25 protein-coding genes are annotated in these 14,536 nt (G+C 54.6%); all 25 read right to left on the bottom strand.

Going from position 1 to position 14,536, the window contains the following annotated elements; translation table 11 throughout:
* Positions 1 to 3 precede the first annotated feature (3 nt).
* On the bottom strand, positions 4 to 1,338 hold the full coding sequence (gene secY / locus NAT21_RS15015; protein WP_250939682.1) for a preprotein translocase subunit SecY: 1,335 nt from the start codon (positions 1,336 to 1,338) through the stop codon (positions 4 to 6).
* On the bottom strand, positions 1,339 to 1,773 hold the full coding sequence (gene rplO, locus NAT21_RS15010) for a 50S ribosomal protein L15 (protein ID WP_250939680.1): 435 nt from the start codon (positions 1,771 to 1,773) through the stop codon (positions 1,339 to 1,341).
* A gap of 3 nt (positions 1,774 to 1,776) precedes the next feature.
* Positions 1,777 to 1,959, bottom strand: coding sequence for a 50S ribosomal protein L30 (gene rpmD / locus NAT21_RS15005; RefSeq protein WP_250939678.1), 183 nt, complete (start codon positions 1,957 to 1,959; stop codon positions 1,777 to 1,779).
* 5 nt (positions 1,960 to 1,964) lie between these two features.
* Positions 1,965 to 2,468, bottom strand: coding sequence for a 30S ribosomal protein S5 (gene rpsE, locus NAT21_RS15000; RefSeq protein ID WP_250939676.1), 504 nt, complete (start codon positions 2,466 to 2,468; stop codon positions 1,965 to 1,967).
* 11 nt (positions 2,469 to 2,479) lie between these two features.
* Entirely contained in the window at positions 2,480 to 2,830 is a 351-nt protein-coding gene (rplR, locus tag NAT21_RS14995; RefSeq protein ID WP_250939674.1) for a 50S ribosomal protein L18, read from the bottom strand.
* 9 nt (positions 2,831 to 2,839) lie between these two features.
* A complete protein-coding gene (gene rplF, locus NAT21_RS14990; protein ID WP_250939672.1) occupies positions 2,840 to 3,370 on the bottom strand; it encodes a 50S ribosomal protein L6 in 531 nt (176 codons plus the stop codon).
* Between the two features lie 9 nt (positions 3,371 to 3,379).
* Complete coding sequence (rpsH, locus tag NAT21_RS14985) at positions 3,380 to 3,772, bottom strand: 30S ribosomal protein S8 (protein WP_250939670.1); 393 nt, start codon at positions 3,770 to 3,772, stop codon at positions 3,380 to 3,382.
* A 24-nt stretch (positions 3,773 to 3,796) separates the two neighbouring features.
* Complete coding sequence (gene rpsN / locus NAT21_RS14980) at positions 3,797 to 4,102, bottom strand: 30S ribosomal protein S14 (RefSeq protein WP_250939668.1); 306 nt, start codon at positions 4,100 to 4,102, stop codon at positions 3,797 to 3,799.
* A gap of 9 nt (positions 4,103 to 4,111) precedes the next feature.
* Entirely contained in the window at positions 4,112 to 4,651 is a 540-nt protein-coding gene (rplE, locus tag NAT21_RS14975; protein ID WP_250939666.1) for a 50S ribosomal protein L5, read from the bottom strand.
* An 18-nt stretch (positions 4,652 to 4,669) separates the two neighbouring features.
* Positions 4,670 to 4,987 (bottom strand): 50S ribosomal protein L24, encoded by a 318-nt coding sequence (gene rplX, locus NAT21_RS14970; protein ID WP_250939664.1) that lies wholly within the window; start codon positions 4,985 to 4,987, stop codon positions 4,670 to 4,672.
* A 16-nt stretch (positions 4,988 to 5,003) separates the two neighbouring features.
* A complete protein-coding gene (rplN, locus tag NAT21_RS14965) occupies positions 5,004 to 5,375 on the bottom strand; it encodes a 50S ribosomal protein L14 (protein WP_250939661.1) in 372 nt (123 codons plus the stop codon).
* A gap of 44 nt (positions 5,376 to 5,419) precedes the next feature.
* Complete coding sequence (gene rpsQ, locus NAT21_RS14960) at positions 5,420 to 5,680, bottom strand: 30S ribosomal protein S17 (RefSeq protein WP_250939830.1); 261 nt, start codon at positions 5,678 to 5,680, stop codon at positions 5,420 to 5,422.
* A 1-nt stretch (position 5,681) separates the two neighbouring features.
* Positions 5,682 to 5,873, bottom strand: coding sequence for a 50S ribosomal protein L29 (gene rpmC / locus NAT21_RS14955; RefSeq protein ID WP_250939659.1), 192 nt, complete (start codon positions 5,871 to 5,873; stop codon positions 5,682 to 5,684).
* Positions 5,873 to 6,286: a 50S ribosomal protein L16 gene (gene rplP, locus NAT21_RS14950; RefSeq protein ID WP_250939657.1), complete on the bottom strand. Its 414-nt coding sequence runs from the start codon at positions 6,284 to 6,286 to the stop codon at positions 5,873 to 5,875. The genes rpmC and rplP overlap by 1 nt, the downstream gene beginning before the upstream one ends.
* Positions 6,287 to 6,297: 11 nt before the next feature.
* Complete coding sequence (gene rpsC / locus NAT21_RS14945; RefSeq protein ID WP_250939655.1) at positions 6,298 to 6,999, bottom strand: 30S ribosomal protein S3; 702 nt, start codon at positions 6,997 to 6,999, stop codon at positions 6,298 to 6,300.
* Between the two features lie 11 nt (positions 7,000 to 7,010).
* The gene (rplV, locus tag NAT21_RS14940; RefSeq protein WP_250939653.1) at positions 7,011 to 7,346 is read right to left on the bottom strand and encodes a 50S ribosomal protein L22; all 336 of its coding nucleotides are present in this window, start codon (positions 7,344 to 7,346) and stop codon (positions 7,011 to 7,013) included.
* 11 nt (positions 7,347 to 7,357) lie between these two features.
* Positions 7,358 to 7,633 carry a 30S ribosomal protein S19 gene (gene rpsS / locus NAT21_RS14935; protein WP_250939651.1) on the bottom strand — a complete coding sequence of 92 codons (276 nt, stop codon included), beginning with the start codon at positions 7,631 to 7,633 and terminating at the stop codon, positions 7,358 to 7,360.
* Between the two features lie 23 nt (positions 7,634 to 7,656).
* Positions 7,657 to 8,484: a 50S ribosomal protein L2 gene (gene rplB / locus NAT21_RS14930; protein ID WP_250939650.1), complete on the bottom strand. Its 828-nt coding sequence runs from the start codon at positions 8,482 to 8,484 to the stop codon at positions 7,657 to 7,659.
* Between the two features lie 16 nt (positions 8,485 to 8,500).
* Positions 8,501 to 8,800 (bottom strand): 50S ribosomal protein L23, encoded by a 300-nt coding sequence (gene rplW / locus NAT21_RS14925; protein ID WP_250939648.1) that lies wholly within the window; start codon positions 8,798 to 8,800, stop codon positions 8,501 to 8,503.
* Positions 8,797 to 9,405, bottom strand: coding sequence for a 50S ribosomal protein L4 (gene rplD / locus NAT21_RS14920; RefSeq protein ID WP_250939646.1), 609 nt, complete (start codon positions 9,403 to 9,405; stop codon positions 8,797 to 8,799). The genes rplW and rplD overlap by 4 nt, the downstream gene beginning before the upstream one ends.
* A 13-nt stretch (positions 9,406 to 9,418) precedes the next feature.
* On the bottom strand, positions 9,419 to 10,057 hold the full coding sequence (gene rplC / locus NAT21_RS14915; protein WP_250939645.1) for a 50S ribosomal protein L3: 639 nt from the start codon (positions 10,055 to 10,057) through the stop codon (positions 9,419 to 9,421).
* 139 nt (positions 10,058 to 10,196) lie between these two features.
* Positions 10,197 to 10,508 carry a 30S ribosomal protein S10 gene (gene rpsJ / locus NAT21_RS14910; RefSeq protein WP_250939644.1) on the bottom strand — a complete coding sequence of 104 codons (312 nt, stop codon included), beginning with the start codon at positions 10,506 to 10,508 and terminating at the stop codon, positions 10,197 to 10,199.
* Positions 10,509 to 10,671: 163 nt separating this feature from the next.
* Positions 10,672 to 11,865 carry an elongation factor Tu gene (tuf, locus tag NAT21_RS14905; protein WP_250939643.1) on the bottom strand — a complete coding sequence of 398 codons (1,194 nt, stop codon included), beginning with the start codon at positions 11,863 to 11,865 and terminating at the stop codon, positions 10,672 to 10,674.
* 29 nt (positions 11,866 to 11,894) lie between these two features.
* Positions 11,895 to 14,015, bottom strand: a complete 2,121-nt coding sequence (gene fusA / locus NAT21_RS14900) for an elongation factor G (RefSeq protein ID WP_250939642.1) — start codon at positions 14,013 to 14,015, stop codon at positions 11,895 to 11,897.
* An 18-nt stretch (positions 14,016 to 14,033) separates the two neighbouring features.
* Complete coding sequence (gene rpsG / locus NAT21_RS14895; RefSeq protein WP_250939641.1) at positions 14,034 to 14,504, bottom strand: 30S ribosomal protein S7; 471 nt, start codon at positions 14,502 to 14,504, stop codon at positions 14,034 to 14,036.
* Between the last annotated feature and the right edge of the window lie 32 nt (positions 14,505 to 14,536).

The raw sequence follows: 14,536 nt of genomic DNA, 5'->3' as shown, positions 1-14,536 counted from the left end.
GCATCAACGCATCATACTGCCGCTGCCGTACCCCTTGAGGTTGGCCTTTTTCATCACCGATTCATACTGGTGAGACATAAGGTGCGACTGCACTTGAGCCATGAAATCCATAATCACCACAACAACGATCAACAGGGACGTGCCACCGAAGTAGAACGGAACCTGCCACGCCACCATGAGGAATTGAGGCATCAGGGATACAAGCGTGATGTAAAGTGCGCCAAATAGCGTGAGTCGCGTCATCACCTTGTCGATGTAACGCGTGGTTTGCTCACCTGGCCGAATACCGGGCAGGAAGGCACCGGATTTCTTCAAGTTATCGGCCACGTCCTTCGGATTGAAGACGAGAGCCGTATAAAAGAAGCAGAAGAATACTACGGCAACAGCAAAAAGCAAGATGTAAAGCGGTTGGCCTGGGCCCAGAGCCTGAGATACGGTCTGAAGCCATTCCATTCCGGATCCCTGGCCGAACCACTGACCAATGGAAGCCGGGAACAGCAGGATACTCGAGGCAAAGATCGGTGGAATAACACCCGCCATGTTGACCTTCATCGGGAGATAGCTGCTTTGGCCCGCATACATCTTGTTGCCGACCTGACGACGCGGATAGTTGACCTTGATACGACGCTGCCCACGTTCGATGAACACAACGAAAGCAACGGTAGCAATGGCCAGCGCACCCAGCGCCAGCAAGGGAAGCACGTTCCATGCACCATCATTTCTGGCAAGCTCGAAAGACTGTCCCAGCGCACTGGGAAGCCCTGCAACGATGCCTGAAAAGATGATCAGGGAAATACCGTTACCGATACCCTTCTCGGTAATCTGCTCGCCTAGCCACATAAGGAAGACGGCACCGGCCACAAATGTTACGACAGCAGTGAAATAGAAACTGATGTCGGCACTGTAGGCGACTCCATTTCCGACCAGACCTACTGCCATACCGATCGACTGAACCAATGCAAGAACGACCGTGGCGTAACGGGTGTACTGACTGATCTTGCGACGGCCAGCCTCCCCCTCCTTTTTCAGCTGTTCAAGCTGAGGAGAGACCACGGTCAGGAGCTGCATGATAATCGACGCGGAAATGTAGGGCATAATGCCCAGCGCGAAGATGCTCATTCGCTCCAGCGCACCCCCTGAGAACATATTGAACAGACTCAGGATGGTGCCCTGGTTTTCCCTGAACAGGGCAGCAAGCTGGTCAGGATTGACGCCGGGAACGGGAATGTGGGCACCTAGGCGATACACCACAATCGCAAGAAACACGAAGCGAAGGCGAGCCCAAAGCTCGCTCAAGCCACCTTGCGCGTTCGCCGGCATTTTTCCTGACTTCGCCATTTAGTCCTCTACCTTGCCGCCGGCAGCTTCAATCGCAGCACGGGCACCCTTGGTGACCTTGAGACCGCGAACAGTAACTGCCTTGTTCAGTTCACCGGAAAGAATGACCTTTGCAAACAGGGTCGAATCCTTCAGGACGTTGGCTTTCTTCAGGCTGTCCAGATCGGCCACATCGCCTTCGACCAGACCGAGTTCAGCAAGACGGATCTCTTCAGACTTGAGCGCCTTGTGAGATGTAAAGCCGAACTTGGGCAGACGACGCTGCAGCGGCATCTGACCGCCTTCAAAACCAGGCTTGACAGACCCGCCAGAGCGGGACTTCAGACCCTTGTGACCGCGACCGCCGGTCTTGCCAAGGCCGGAACCGATACCGCGTCCGACACGTTTGGCAGCCTGCTTGGAACCCGGAGCCGGGCTAAGCGTATTCAGTTTCATGGATTACTCTCCCTCAACACGTACAAGGTAATTAACCTTGTTGATCATACCGCGTACGGCAGGGGTGTCTTCCAGTTCAACAGTGTGATTGATGCGGCGAAGTCCAAGGCCACGCATGGTGGCCCTGTGCTTTTCAAGAACGCCGATCGTGCTGCGAACCTGGGTGATTTTGATAGTAGCTGCCATGGTCATTACCCCGTAATAGCTTCGACGGAGAGGCCACGTTTCGCAGCAATGTCTTCGGGAGAGCGCATGGACGCCAGACCCTTGACAGTTGCGCGAACCACGTTCACCGGATTGGTGGAGCCGTAGCACTTGGCCAGAACGTCATGAACACCGGCCAGTTCCAGTACGGAACGCATGGCACCACCGGCAATGATTCCAGTACCTTCGGAAGCTGGCTGCATGTACACCTTGGACGCACCATGGTTGGCACGTACAGGATACTGCAGGGTATGGCCTTTCAGCTCAACCTTGACCATGTTGCGATGAGCCTGGTCCATGGCTTTCTGGATAGCAACAGGCACTTCACGTGCCTTGCCGCGACCGAAGCCGACCTTGCCCTTGCCGTCACCAACGACAGTCAGAGCGGTGAAACCGAAGATACGGCCACCCTTGACTACCTTGGCAACACGGTTGATCTGAACCAGCTTTTCCTGCAGATCACCGTTTGCTTTCTGTTCATTATTCGCCATCGTAGAACCCTTTAGAATTGCAGACCGCCTTCACGAGCCGCGTCGGCAAGAGCCTTTACGCGACCGTGAAAACGGAAACCGGAACGGTCAAAGGCTACGTCAGTAATGCCGGCTTCCTTGGCACGCTCGGCCAGAAGAGTACCGACCTTGGCGGCAGCCTCGATATTGCCGGACGCGCCATCACGCAGCGAGCTGTCCAGCGTAGATGCGCTCGCCAGTACCTTGCCACCGTCGGCAGAAATGATCTGCGCGTACATATGACGGGGCGTGCGATTGACGCACAGGCGGTCGATGCCCAGCTCGCGGATCTTGGCACGCGTGCGGCGGGCGCGACGGAGACGGGATTCTTTCTTCGCGTTCATAACCCTGCCCTATTTCTTTTTGGCTTCTTTACGGCGAACCTGTTCGTCGCCATAACGAATACCCTTGCCCTTGTAAGGTTCCGGCGGACGGAACGCACGAATCTCGGCTGCAACCTGACCGAGACGCTGCTTGTCCGCACTTTTCAGAACGATAACGGTGTTTTTGGGCGTTTCGGCCGTTACACCTTCAGGCAGCTTGTACTCGACCGGGTGGGAAAAACCGAGTGTCAGATTCAGCGTGTCTCCGCTGACCTGAGCACGGTAACCCACGCCATTGATTTCAAGGGTGCGGGTGAAGCCGGTGGTTACACCAACGACCATATTGTTGACCAGAGCACGGGTGGTCCCGGCCATGGCCCAGCTTTTGGCTGACTCGCTGGGCTTGAAGGTCAACTGGTTGTCTTCCTGACCGACAACCACTTCGTTGTGGATAGCTATCTCAAGCTGACCCTGACTGCCTTTAACAGTCAGCTTGTTACTGTCGAGGTTAACCTCAACACCGTTAGGCAGTGTAACGGGATACTTTGCGATCCTGGACATTCATCACTCCTAGAATACGGTGCAGATAACTTCACCGCCAACGCCGGCCTGGCGCGCAGCGCGATCAGTCATGACACCCTGGGACGTGGAAACAATCGCCACACCCAGACCGTCAGACACACGCGGCAACTCGTCCTTGCCCTTGTAGATGCGAAGGGAAGGCTTGGAAACACGCTGAAGATGCTCAATGACCGGGCGACCTTCAAAGTACTTGAGGGTCACAACCAGCTGAGGCTTCTCTTCACCTTCCACCACGGAATCCGCGATATAGCCTTCTTCTTTCAAAACGCGAGCCACTTGCACTTTCAACTTCGAAGACGGCATGGAAACCGTCTCCTTGGTGGCGGCTTGCGCATTGCGGATGCGGGTAAGCATATCCGCTAGAGTGTCTTGCATGCTCATATAGTGCGCTCCTGATTAACGTGATTACCAGCTGGACTTGGTCAAACCGGGCACGTCACCACGCATGGCTGCTTCACGCAACTTGTTACGACCAAGGCCGAACTTGTTGTAGAAACCATGGGGACGGCCGGTGATACGGCAGCGATTACGCTGACGCACCGGGCTGGAATCACGCGGCAGCTTCTGTAACTGAAGCTGGGCTTCGAAGCGCTCTTCTTCAGATGAATTAACATCCAGGATAACGGCCTTGAGCTGAGCGCGCTTGGCAGCATACTTTTCTACCAGTTTGGTACGCTTCAGTTCACGCTCAACCATGCTCTTTTTAGCCATGACTCAACCTTATTTCTTGAACGGGAAGCTAAGCGCGCTCAGCAGCGCACGGCCTTCCTCGTCAGAGTTGGCACTGGTAGTGATCGTGATATCCAGACCACGAACCCGATCGACCTTGTCATATTCGATTTCCGGGAAAATGATCTGCTCACGGACACCCATGGAGTAGTTGCCGCGACCATCGAACGACTTGGGGTTCAGACCACGGAAGTCACGAACACGCGGAATCGCAATGTTAACGAGACGATCGAGGAATTCCCACATACGTTCGCGACGCAGTGTCACCTTCACACCAATGGGCCAACCTTCGCGGACCTTGAAGCCAGCAACGGATTTGCGCGCCTTGGTAATGATGGGCTTTTGACCGGACAGCTTTTCGAGATCCGCAGCAGCGTTCTCGATCAGCTTCTTGTCGCTGGTCGCTTCACCGACACCCATGTTCAGTGTAATTTTTGTGATGCTTGGAACCTGCATCACACTGTCATAGCCAAAATGCTCCTTGAGCTTGGCTTTGACCTCGTTTTGATACTGCTCTTTCAAATTCGCCATGTTGCCACCCGAGTCGCGTTAGGCGTCGATCTGCTTTTGCGTCGACTTGAAGATACGGACCTTGGTACCGTCATCTTGCACCAGAAAGCCGACCCGATCCGCCTTGCCTGTCTCCTGGTTGAAGATAGCGACATTGGAACCGTGGATCGGAGCTTCGCGCTCGACGATACCCCCTTGAGTACCCAGCATCGGGTTTGGCTTGGTGTGACGTTTAACCATATTCACACCAGCTATGACAAAGCGGCCATCGTGCAGTACACGTTTAACGGTACCACGTTTGCCCTTGTCTTTTCCGGCGATGACGATCACTTCGTCGTCACGTTTGATCTTGCGCATATTTCCGCCTCGCTCCTTACAGCACTTCAGGCGCCAAGGAAATGATTTTCATGAACTTTTCAGTACGAAGTTCACGAGTCACCGGCCCGAAGATACGAGTACCAATGGGCTGCTCGTTGGTGTTATTCAACAGAACGGCTGCATTTCCATCGAAGCGGATCAAAGATCCATCCGGACGACGAACACCGCTGCGTGTACGAACGACCACGGCCTTCAAGACCTGGCCTTTCTTGACACGGCCGCGCGGAATAGCTTCCTTGACCGTAACTTTGATGACGTCGCCAACACGTGCATAACGGCGATGGGACCCGCCCAGCACCTTGATGCACTGGACACGGCGAGCGCCGCTATTGTCCGCAACATCCAGCATTGTTTGCGTTTGAATCATTGGTTTTCTCCAAACCTATTGACTGCACGGGAGAGCCCAGGGGATTACCCCTTGGACTGCTCTACCACTTCGACCAGAGTCCATGCTTTCTTTTTGGAAAGCGGACGACACTCTTCAATTGAAACAGTATCGCCAAGACGTGCCTGGTTGGTTTCGTCATGGGCGTGCAGCTTCGTGGAGCGCTTCATGTACTTCCCGTAAATGGGATGGCGCTCACGACGCTCGATCATTACAACGACGGATTTCTCCATCTTGTCGCTCACTACCTTGCCAGTGAGCCGGCGTGCTTTCTTTTCTTCAGCCATCTCAGTCACCTGACTTCTCATTGAGCGTGGTCTTGACGCGTGCGATGTCGCGACGGACCTGCTTGAGCATATGCACCTGGGTCAACTGACCGGTGTTTTTCTGCATCCGCAGGTTGAACTGCTCGCGGAGAAGCTCCAGCAACCGACCCTGAAGCGACTCGACAGACTGTTCACGAAGTTCTTGTGCTTTCATCACATCACCGTCCGTTTAACAAAGGTGGTGGATATCGGCATTTTCTGTGCTGCGAGCGTGAATGCTTCACGCGCGAGGTCTTCAGAAACGCCTTCGATCTCGTACAACACCTTGCCAGGCTGGATCTGGGCTACCCAATATTCAACTGAGCCTTTCCCTTTACCCATACGGACTTCGAGCGGCTTGTTGGAGATCGGCTTGTCCGGGAAAACGCGGATCCAGATCTTGCCGCCACGTTTTACGTGACGGGTAATTGCACGACGACCGGCTTCGATCTGACGTGCCGTAATACGACCACGACCCGTGGCCTTGAGACCAAACTCGCCGAAGCTCACATCGCTACCGCGATGCGCCAGACCGCGGTTGCGGCCCTTCTGCTGCTTACGGAACTTTGTACGTTTGGGCTGTAACATCGACTACCCCCTTACCTTGAACCTTTCTTCTTGGGTGATGAAGGCTGCTGCGGCTGCTTCTGCTTGGCACGCACCTCTTCGATCCCGCCAAGGATTTCGCCTTTGAAGACCCATACTTTCACGCCGATAACGCCGTAAGTGGTATGTGCTTCGTACGTCGAGTAGTCGATGTCTGCACGCAGCGTATGAAGCGGCACGCGACCTTCGCGATACCATTCAGTACGTGCGATTTCAGCACCACCAAGACGACCTGACAGCTGCACCTTGATACCCTTGGCGCCGAGGCGCATCGCATTCTGTACCGCGCGCTTCATGGCACGACGGAACATGACGCGGCGCTCAAGCTGACCAGCGATATTCTGTGCAACCAGCTGGGCGTCCAGCTCGGGCTTGCGAATTTCCTCGATGTTGACATGCACAGGCACGCCCATCATCTCGGTCAGTTCGCGACGAAGACGATCGACGTCTTCCCCTTTCTTGCCAATCACGATGCCCGGACGAGCAGTATGAATGGTGATACGCGCATTGTTGGCCGGACGCTCGATCTGAATACGGCTAACAGAAGCGTTCTTCAAACGCTCTTCAAGAAAACGACGAACCTTGAGATCGTTGTTCAACTTGTCTGCATAAGCACCGCCCTCGGCGAACCAGACTGACGTATGGTCCTTGACGATCCCGAGGCGAATGCCAATTGGATTTACTTTCTGACCCATCTGGTCGACTCCTACTTCTCAGCTACCTTGACGGTGATGTGGCAAGTGCGCTTCAGGATCCGGTCCGCGCGACCTTTCGCTCGCGGGCGGATACGCTTGAGCGTCGTGCCCTCATCGACACAGATAGTCGAGACTCGCAGCTCGTCAATGTCCATGCCGTTGTTTTCTTCAGCGTTCGCAATCGCTGACTGCAGAACCTTCTTCACCAGAGTTGCCGCTTTTTTCGGTGAAAAAGTAAGCAGATCGATAGCTTCTGCAACCGGCTTGCCCCGTACCTGATCAGCAACCAAACGAGCTTTCTGAGCAGAGAGACTAGCGCCGCGCAATTTAGCAGCTACTTCTTCCATTTCTTTGCTCCTTACCGCTTGGCTTTCTTGTCTGCCGCGTGGCCGCGGTAGGTACGGGTGGCAGCAAATTCGCCGAGCTTGTGACCGACCATCTCTTCAGAGACATAGACCGGTACATGCTGACGACCATTATGGACAGCGATGGTGAGTCCAACCATATTCGGCAGGACCATTGAACGACGCGACCAGGTCTTGATTGGTTTACGGTCGTTCTTTTCCACAGCCGCCTCGACCTTCTTCAAAAGATGAAGGTCAATAAAAGGACCTTTCTTCAATGAACGTGGCACAGCCGTTACCCCTTAATATCCTGTTACTTGGCTTTCCGGCGACGGACAATAAGCTTGTCAGTACGCTTGTTCTTGCGCGTCTTGTGACCCTTGGTCGGCATGCCCCACGGACTAACCGGGTGACGACCGCCACTGGTGCGACCTTCACCACCGCCGTGCGGGTGGTCAACCGGGTTCATCGCGACGCCGCGAACGGTCGGGCGAACCCCTTTCCAACGTTTGGCACCGGCCTTGCCCAATTGACGCAGGCTATGCTCGGAGTTGCCTACTTCACCCAGGGTGGCACGACACTCGGACAATACACGACGCATCTCGCCTGAACGCAGACGAATGGTGGCGTAGTTGCCTTCCCGTGCAACCAGCTGAGCGCTTGCACCGGCACTGCGGATCATCTGAGCGCCCTTGCCAGGCTTCAGCTCGATGCAGTGGATGGTAGAGCCCACAGGGATATTACGAAGCGGAAGCGTATTACCACGCTTGATCGGTGCGTTGACACCAGACTCAAGCCGATCACCTGCCACTACGGCTTTCGGTGCAATGATGTAGCGACGCTCGCCGTCTGCATATTTCAGAAGAGCAATATTGGCGCTGCGGTTGGGATCATATTCGATCCGCTCAACAGTTGCCGGAATGCCATCCTTGGTCCGTTTGAAATCGATCAAACGGTAATGCTGGCGATGACCACCACCCACGTGACGTGTGGTGATACGGCCATAATTGTTACGACCACCGTTGCGATGCTGTGCTTCGAGCAACGGAGCGTAAGGACGTCCCTTGTGCAAGGACTCGTCTACAATCTTAACCTTGTGACGACGACCTGCGGACGTTGGTTTAGTCTTGACTACTGCCATGATCCGTTCTCCTGCCTCACTCGTTACCGGTGAAGTCTTCAAGAGTTTCGCCCTGGGCCAGTGTTACATAGGCCTTGCGATACCCTTTACGACGACCTTCGCCACGAACGCTGCGCTTGACCTTGCCTTTCATGTTCAGGACCTGAACGCCGGCGACCCGAGTTTCAAACAGGGATTCAACAGCTTTCTTGATCTCTGGTTTGGTCGCATCAGCGGCCACCTTGAACACGTACTGGTTGCTCTTCTCTGCAGCGAAGGCTGCCTTTTCGGTCATGTGCGGACCGAGCAGCACTTTGAAGATGCGTTCCTGGTTCATGCCAACTTCTCCTCGAACTTCCGCAGTGCTGCAACAGTCATCAGCACCTTGTCATAGGCGACCAGACGAACAGGATCAGCAGCAGCTACATCGACAACGTCAATGTCTTGAACATTACGCGCAGCCAGGAACAGATTCTGATCGACATCTTCAGTGACGATAAGAACCTTCTCGAGATCCAGTTCCTTGAGCTTGCCAACCAGCTGCTTGGTCTTCGGCGCATCAACGCTGAAGGACTCAACAGCCACAAGGCGATCCTGACGGACCAGCTCGGAGAGAATGGAGCGCATGGCCGCACGGTACATCTTGCGGTTGACCTTCTGCGAGAAGTCCTGAGGACGCGCCGCAAAGGTAACACCGCCCGAGCGCCAGATCGGAGAACGGATAGTACCGGCACGAGCACGGCCAGTACCTTTTTGACGCCACGGCTTCTTGCCTCCGCCGCTGACATCACTACGGGTTTTCTGTGCACGGGTACCCTGGCGACCACCTGCCAGATAGGCAGTTACCACCTGATGAACCAGTGCTTCATTAAACTCTTTACCAAAGGTCGCTTCAGAGAGCTCTACAGCTCCAGCGCCTGTTCCAGCAAGATTCAGATTCATTGGAAACTACCCCTCAGCGAGCTTTGACGGCATTGCGTACAACAACGTCGCTGCCTGGTGCACCGGGAACGGCGCCCTTGACGAGCAACAGGTTGCGCTCAGCGTCTACACGCACGATTTCAAGACCCTGCACAGTGCTGCGCACATTACCCATCTGACCCGCCATCTTCTTGCCTTTAAAGACACGACCGGGGGTCTGACACTGGCCAATGGAGCCTGGTGCACGGTGAGAAAGGGAGTTGCCGTGAGTCATGTCCTGGGTGCGGAAATTCCAGCGCTTGACAGCACCGGCAAAACCCTTGCCCTTGGACGTGCCGGTCACGTCAATCATCTGACCAGCTTCAAAGAGGGATACGGTGAGCTCACCACCAACTTCAGGCGCTTCTTCGCCATCCGCCAGGCGGAACTCGGACAGGGACCGTCCAGCCTCGACACCTGCTTTCGCGAACTGGCCGCGAACAGATTCAGAAAGGTGCTTGGCTTTACGGGAACCAGAAGTCACCTGGATCGCACGGTAGCCATCGACTTCAAGAGTCTTGACGGCAGTTACGCGATTAGGGTCAACTTCGATAACGGTTACAGGCACAGACGTGCCGTCTTCGGTGAAGACGCGGGTCATACCGCTCTTCTTGCCGACTAAACCGATCGTCATGTTCAGTCTCCTATAGTGTACGGGGCTATCACCCGCTATGGCTGCCCTTTCCAGAGCATTCCACTAGCACATTGTATGGCGTCATCCCGACGCGGTGGTTTCGCTCTATTTGCGAAGACCAAAGTGACTAGTGTGGTGGTTAATCAACTTTAATTTGAACGTCAACACCAGCAGCCAGATCAAGCTTCATCAAGGCATCGACAGTTTTCTCTGTCGGCTCGACGATATCCAGCACACGCTTGTGTGTACGAATTTCATACTGGTCACGCGCATCCTTGTTGACGTGCGGTGAAACCAGAATGGTGTAACGCTCGCGATTGGTTGGCAGCGGGATCGGCCCACGAACCTGTGCACCAGTACGCTTGGCAGTTTCAACAATTTCCTGAGCGGACTGATCAATCAGGCGATGGTCGAACGCTTTCAACCGAATGCGAATTTTTTGGTTCTGCATTAGCCCTGAACTCCAACGGATTAAGGCGACCTGACGACTATAACCTGGCCGCCCGCCTACGCATTAAAAGGATGCGCATTATAGGCAGACCAACTATGAGTGTCAAACACACATGACAAAGGGGCTCGAGACGAGCCCCCTTATTTATACCCGAGTAACGAAATTACTCGATGATTTTAGCTACAACGCCAGCGCCAACGGTACGGCCGCCTTCACGAATTGCGAAACGCAGACCGTCTTCCATGGCGATCGGAGCGATCAGAGTAATAACCATCTGGACGTTGTCGCCCGGCATTACCATCTCAACGCCTTCCGGCAGCTCACAGGTTCCGGTCACGTCGGTGGTACGGAAGTAGAACTGCGGACGATAGCCCTTGAAGAACGGCGTATGACGGCCACCTTCTTCCTTGGACAGGATATAAACTTCGGACTCGAACTTGGTGTGCGGCTTGATGGTGCCGGTCTTGGCCAGAACCTGACCACGCTCGACGTCATCACGCTTGGTGCCACGCAGCAGCGCACCAACGTTCTCGCCTGCACGACCTTCGTCGAGCAGCTTACGGAACATCTCAACACCGGTAACGGTAGTCTTGGTAGTGTCGTGAATACCGACAACTTCGACTTCATCACCAGTCTTGACGATACCGCGCTCGATACGACCGGTAACAACAGTACCACGACCGGAGATGGAGAAAACGTCTTCGATCGGCATCAGGAACGGCTGATCGATGGCACGTTCCGGCTCCGGAATGTACTCGTCAAGCGCCTTGATCAGGCTGGCAACAGCAGTAGTACCCATGCCGTTGTCGTCCTTGCCTTCAAGCGCCATCAGTGCAGAACCGATGATGATCGGCGTGTCATCGCCCGGGAAGTCGTATTCGTTGAGAAGCTCACGAACTTCCATTTCGACCAGCTCGAGCAGCTCTTCGTCATCGACCATGTCTGCCTTGTTCAGGAAGACAACGATGTACGGAACGCCAACCTGACGAGAAAGCAGGATGTGCTCACGAGTCTGCGGCATGGGGCCGTCAGCTGCGGAACATACCAGGATAGCGCCATCCATCTGCGCAGCACCGGTGATCATGTTCTTGACGTAGTCAGCGTGCCCAGGGCAGTCAACGTGCGCGTAGTGACGCTCTTCAGACTGATACTCGACGTGTGCCGTTGCGATGGTAATACCACGCTCGCGCTCTTCAGGAGCGTTATCGATGGTATTGAACTCACGCCAGTCACCACCGAAAACTTCGGCAGATACGCGAGTCAGAGCCGCTGTCAGCGTCGTTTTACCGTGGTCAACGTGACCGATGGTGCCGACGTTTACGTGCGGTTTGGAACGTTCAAATTTTTCCTTAGCCACTGCTATAACCTCTTTACTTGACTAAACGGTTATCCGTTTTGGTTGATAACGGCTTCGACGACGCTGTTGGGCGCCTCATCGTACTTCGCAAACTCCATGGAGTAGCTTGCGCGGCCCTGGGTCTGTGAGCGCAGATCGGTTGCATAACCGAACATCTCGCCCAGCGGGACCATTGCACGAATGATCTTGCCTGAAGACGAGTCATCCATGCCCTGGACCAAACCACGGCGACGGTTGAGGTCGCCCATAACGTCACCCATGAAATCTTCAGGGGTAACTACTTCAACCCGCATCATAGGCTCGAGAAGTACCGCCCCAGCCTTGCGAGCGCCTTCCTTGACCGCCATGGAAGAGGCAATCTTGAAAGCGTTTTCGTTGGAGTCAACGTCGTGGTAGGAACCGTCGAACAGCGTGACCTTGACGTCAATCATGGGATAGCCCGCGATGACACCATTTTGAAGCTGTTCAAATGCACCTTTCTCGACAGCAGGGACGTACTCTTTCGGTACGACACCACCAACGATTTCGGAATTGAACTTGAAGGTCATTTCCTCATCTTCACCCTTGTCCTCTGCGGTCAGGGGCTCGATGCGAAGGTATACATGACCAAACTGGCCGCGACCACCGGACTGACGAACAAACTTGCCTTCCTGCTCGACACCAGTACGAATGGTTTCACGGTAAGCCACCTGAGGCTTGCCGATATTGGCCTCGACCTTGAACTCGCGACGCATACGGTCAACGATGATGTCCAGGTGCAGCTCACCCATACCGGAAATGATGGTCTGACCAGTCTCTTCATCAGTCTTGACACGGAAGGACGGATCCTCCTGAGCCAGCTTGCCAAGCGCCACACCCATTTTTTCCTGGTCAGCCTTGGATTTAGGCTCAACCGCTACGGAAATGACGGGATCCGGGAATTCCATACGCTCAAGAATGATCTTGTCATTGATGTCGCACAGGGTATCACCGGTAGTAACGTCCTTGAGACCGATGCAGGCAGCGATATCGCCTGCATATACTTCCTTGATCTCTTCACGCGAGTTGGAGTGCATCTGAACGATACGACCAACACGCTCTTTCTTGGACTTGACCGAGTTGAAAATGCTGTCGCCAGACTTCAGCACGCCCGAATAGACGCGAATGAAGGTTAACGTACCAACAAACGGGTCAGTGGCGATCTTGAAGGCCAACGCCGCAAACGGCGCAGAGTCATCAGCTTCACGCGTTTCGATGGTGCCGTCCTTGTCGTCAAGCTCACCTTCGATGGCCTTGACTTCAGTCGGAGACGGCATGTATTCGATAACGCCGTCCAGCACAGCCTGTACGCCCTTGTTCTTGAAGGCGCTACCACAGGTAACGAGAACAATTTCGTTGGCCAGCGTACGAGTACGCAGACCGGCCTTGATTTCCTCGATGGTCAGCTCACCTTCTTCAAGGTACTTCTCCATCAACTCATCAGAGCCTTCAGCTGCAGCCTCGACCATCTCTTCGCGGAACTTCTCGGCAGTTTCCTGCAGGTCGGCAGGAATATCTGCCAACTCGTAGTTCATGCCGAAGTTATCTTCGTCCCAGACAATGGCTTTCATCTGGATAAGATCGATTACGCCCTTGAACTCATCCTCTGCACCCCAGTTGATCTGGATCGGCACAGTGTTGGCGCCAAGGCGCTCCTTCAGCTGATTTACAACCATGAAGAAGTCAGCGCCCGCACGGTCCATCTTGTTGACGAACACCATGCGGGGAACTTCATACTTGTTGGCCTGACGCCAGACGGTTTCAGTCTGCGGCTGAACGCCGGAAGAGCCACACAGTACGACAACAGCGCCATCAAGAACACGCAGGGAACGTTCGACTTCGATAGTAAAGTCAACGTGTCCTGGTGTATCGATGATATTGATACGGTGTTCATCAAACTGCTTGCTCATGCCCTGCCAGAAACAGGTTGTTGCAGCAGAGGTGATGGTAATACCACGCTCCTGCTCCTGTTCCATCCAGTCCATGGTGGCTGCGCCTTCATGAACTTCGCCTACCTTGTGAGACAGGCCGGTATAGAACAGTACACGTTCGGTCGTCGTAGTCTTACCAGCGTCGACGTGTGCAACGATACCAATATTACGGTAACGCTTAAGTGGTGTCTTACGTGGCACGATAGTCAGTCCTATGGTTTAGAAGCGGTAATGGGAGAAAGCCTTGTTGGCTTCTGCCATGCGATGCACGTCTTCACGCTTCTTGACAGCGGCACCCTTGCCTTCCGCCGCATCCAGGATTTCCCCGGCCAGACGTTGCACCATGGTTTTTTCGCCACGGTTACGCGCAGCATCAACCATCCAGCGCATGGCAAGCGCATGGCGACGCGACGGGCGTACTTCTACAGGCACCTGGTAAGTAGCACCACCCACACGGCGAGACTTGACCTCAACCATGGGCTGAATGGTTTCCAGAGCCTTTTCAAACATGTCCAGCGGCGCCTCATTGGAGCGTTCGGCAACGCGATCCAGTGCACCATAAACGATGCGCTCGGCCGCAGATTTTTTGCCGCTGATCATCAGGTGGTTCATGAATTTCGCGAGACGGGTGCTTCCGAATTTCGGATCCGGCAGAATCTCGCGTTTTGCAACAATGCGCCTTCTAGGCATGACAAGCCCTCACGTTAAAGAGTCCTTCAGGT

Source organism: Larsenimonas rhizosphaerae, from assembly GCF_023700005.1.
GTDB lineage: Bacteria > Pseudomonadota > Gammaproteobacteria > Pseudomonadales > Halomonadaceae > Larsenimonas > Larsenimonas rhizosphaerae.
The sequence above is the reverse complement of the archived record's forward strand: the minus strand, read 5'-3'. Positions and strand labels throughout refer to the sequence as shown.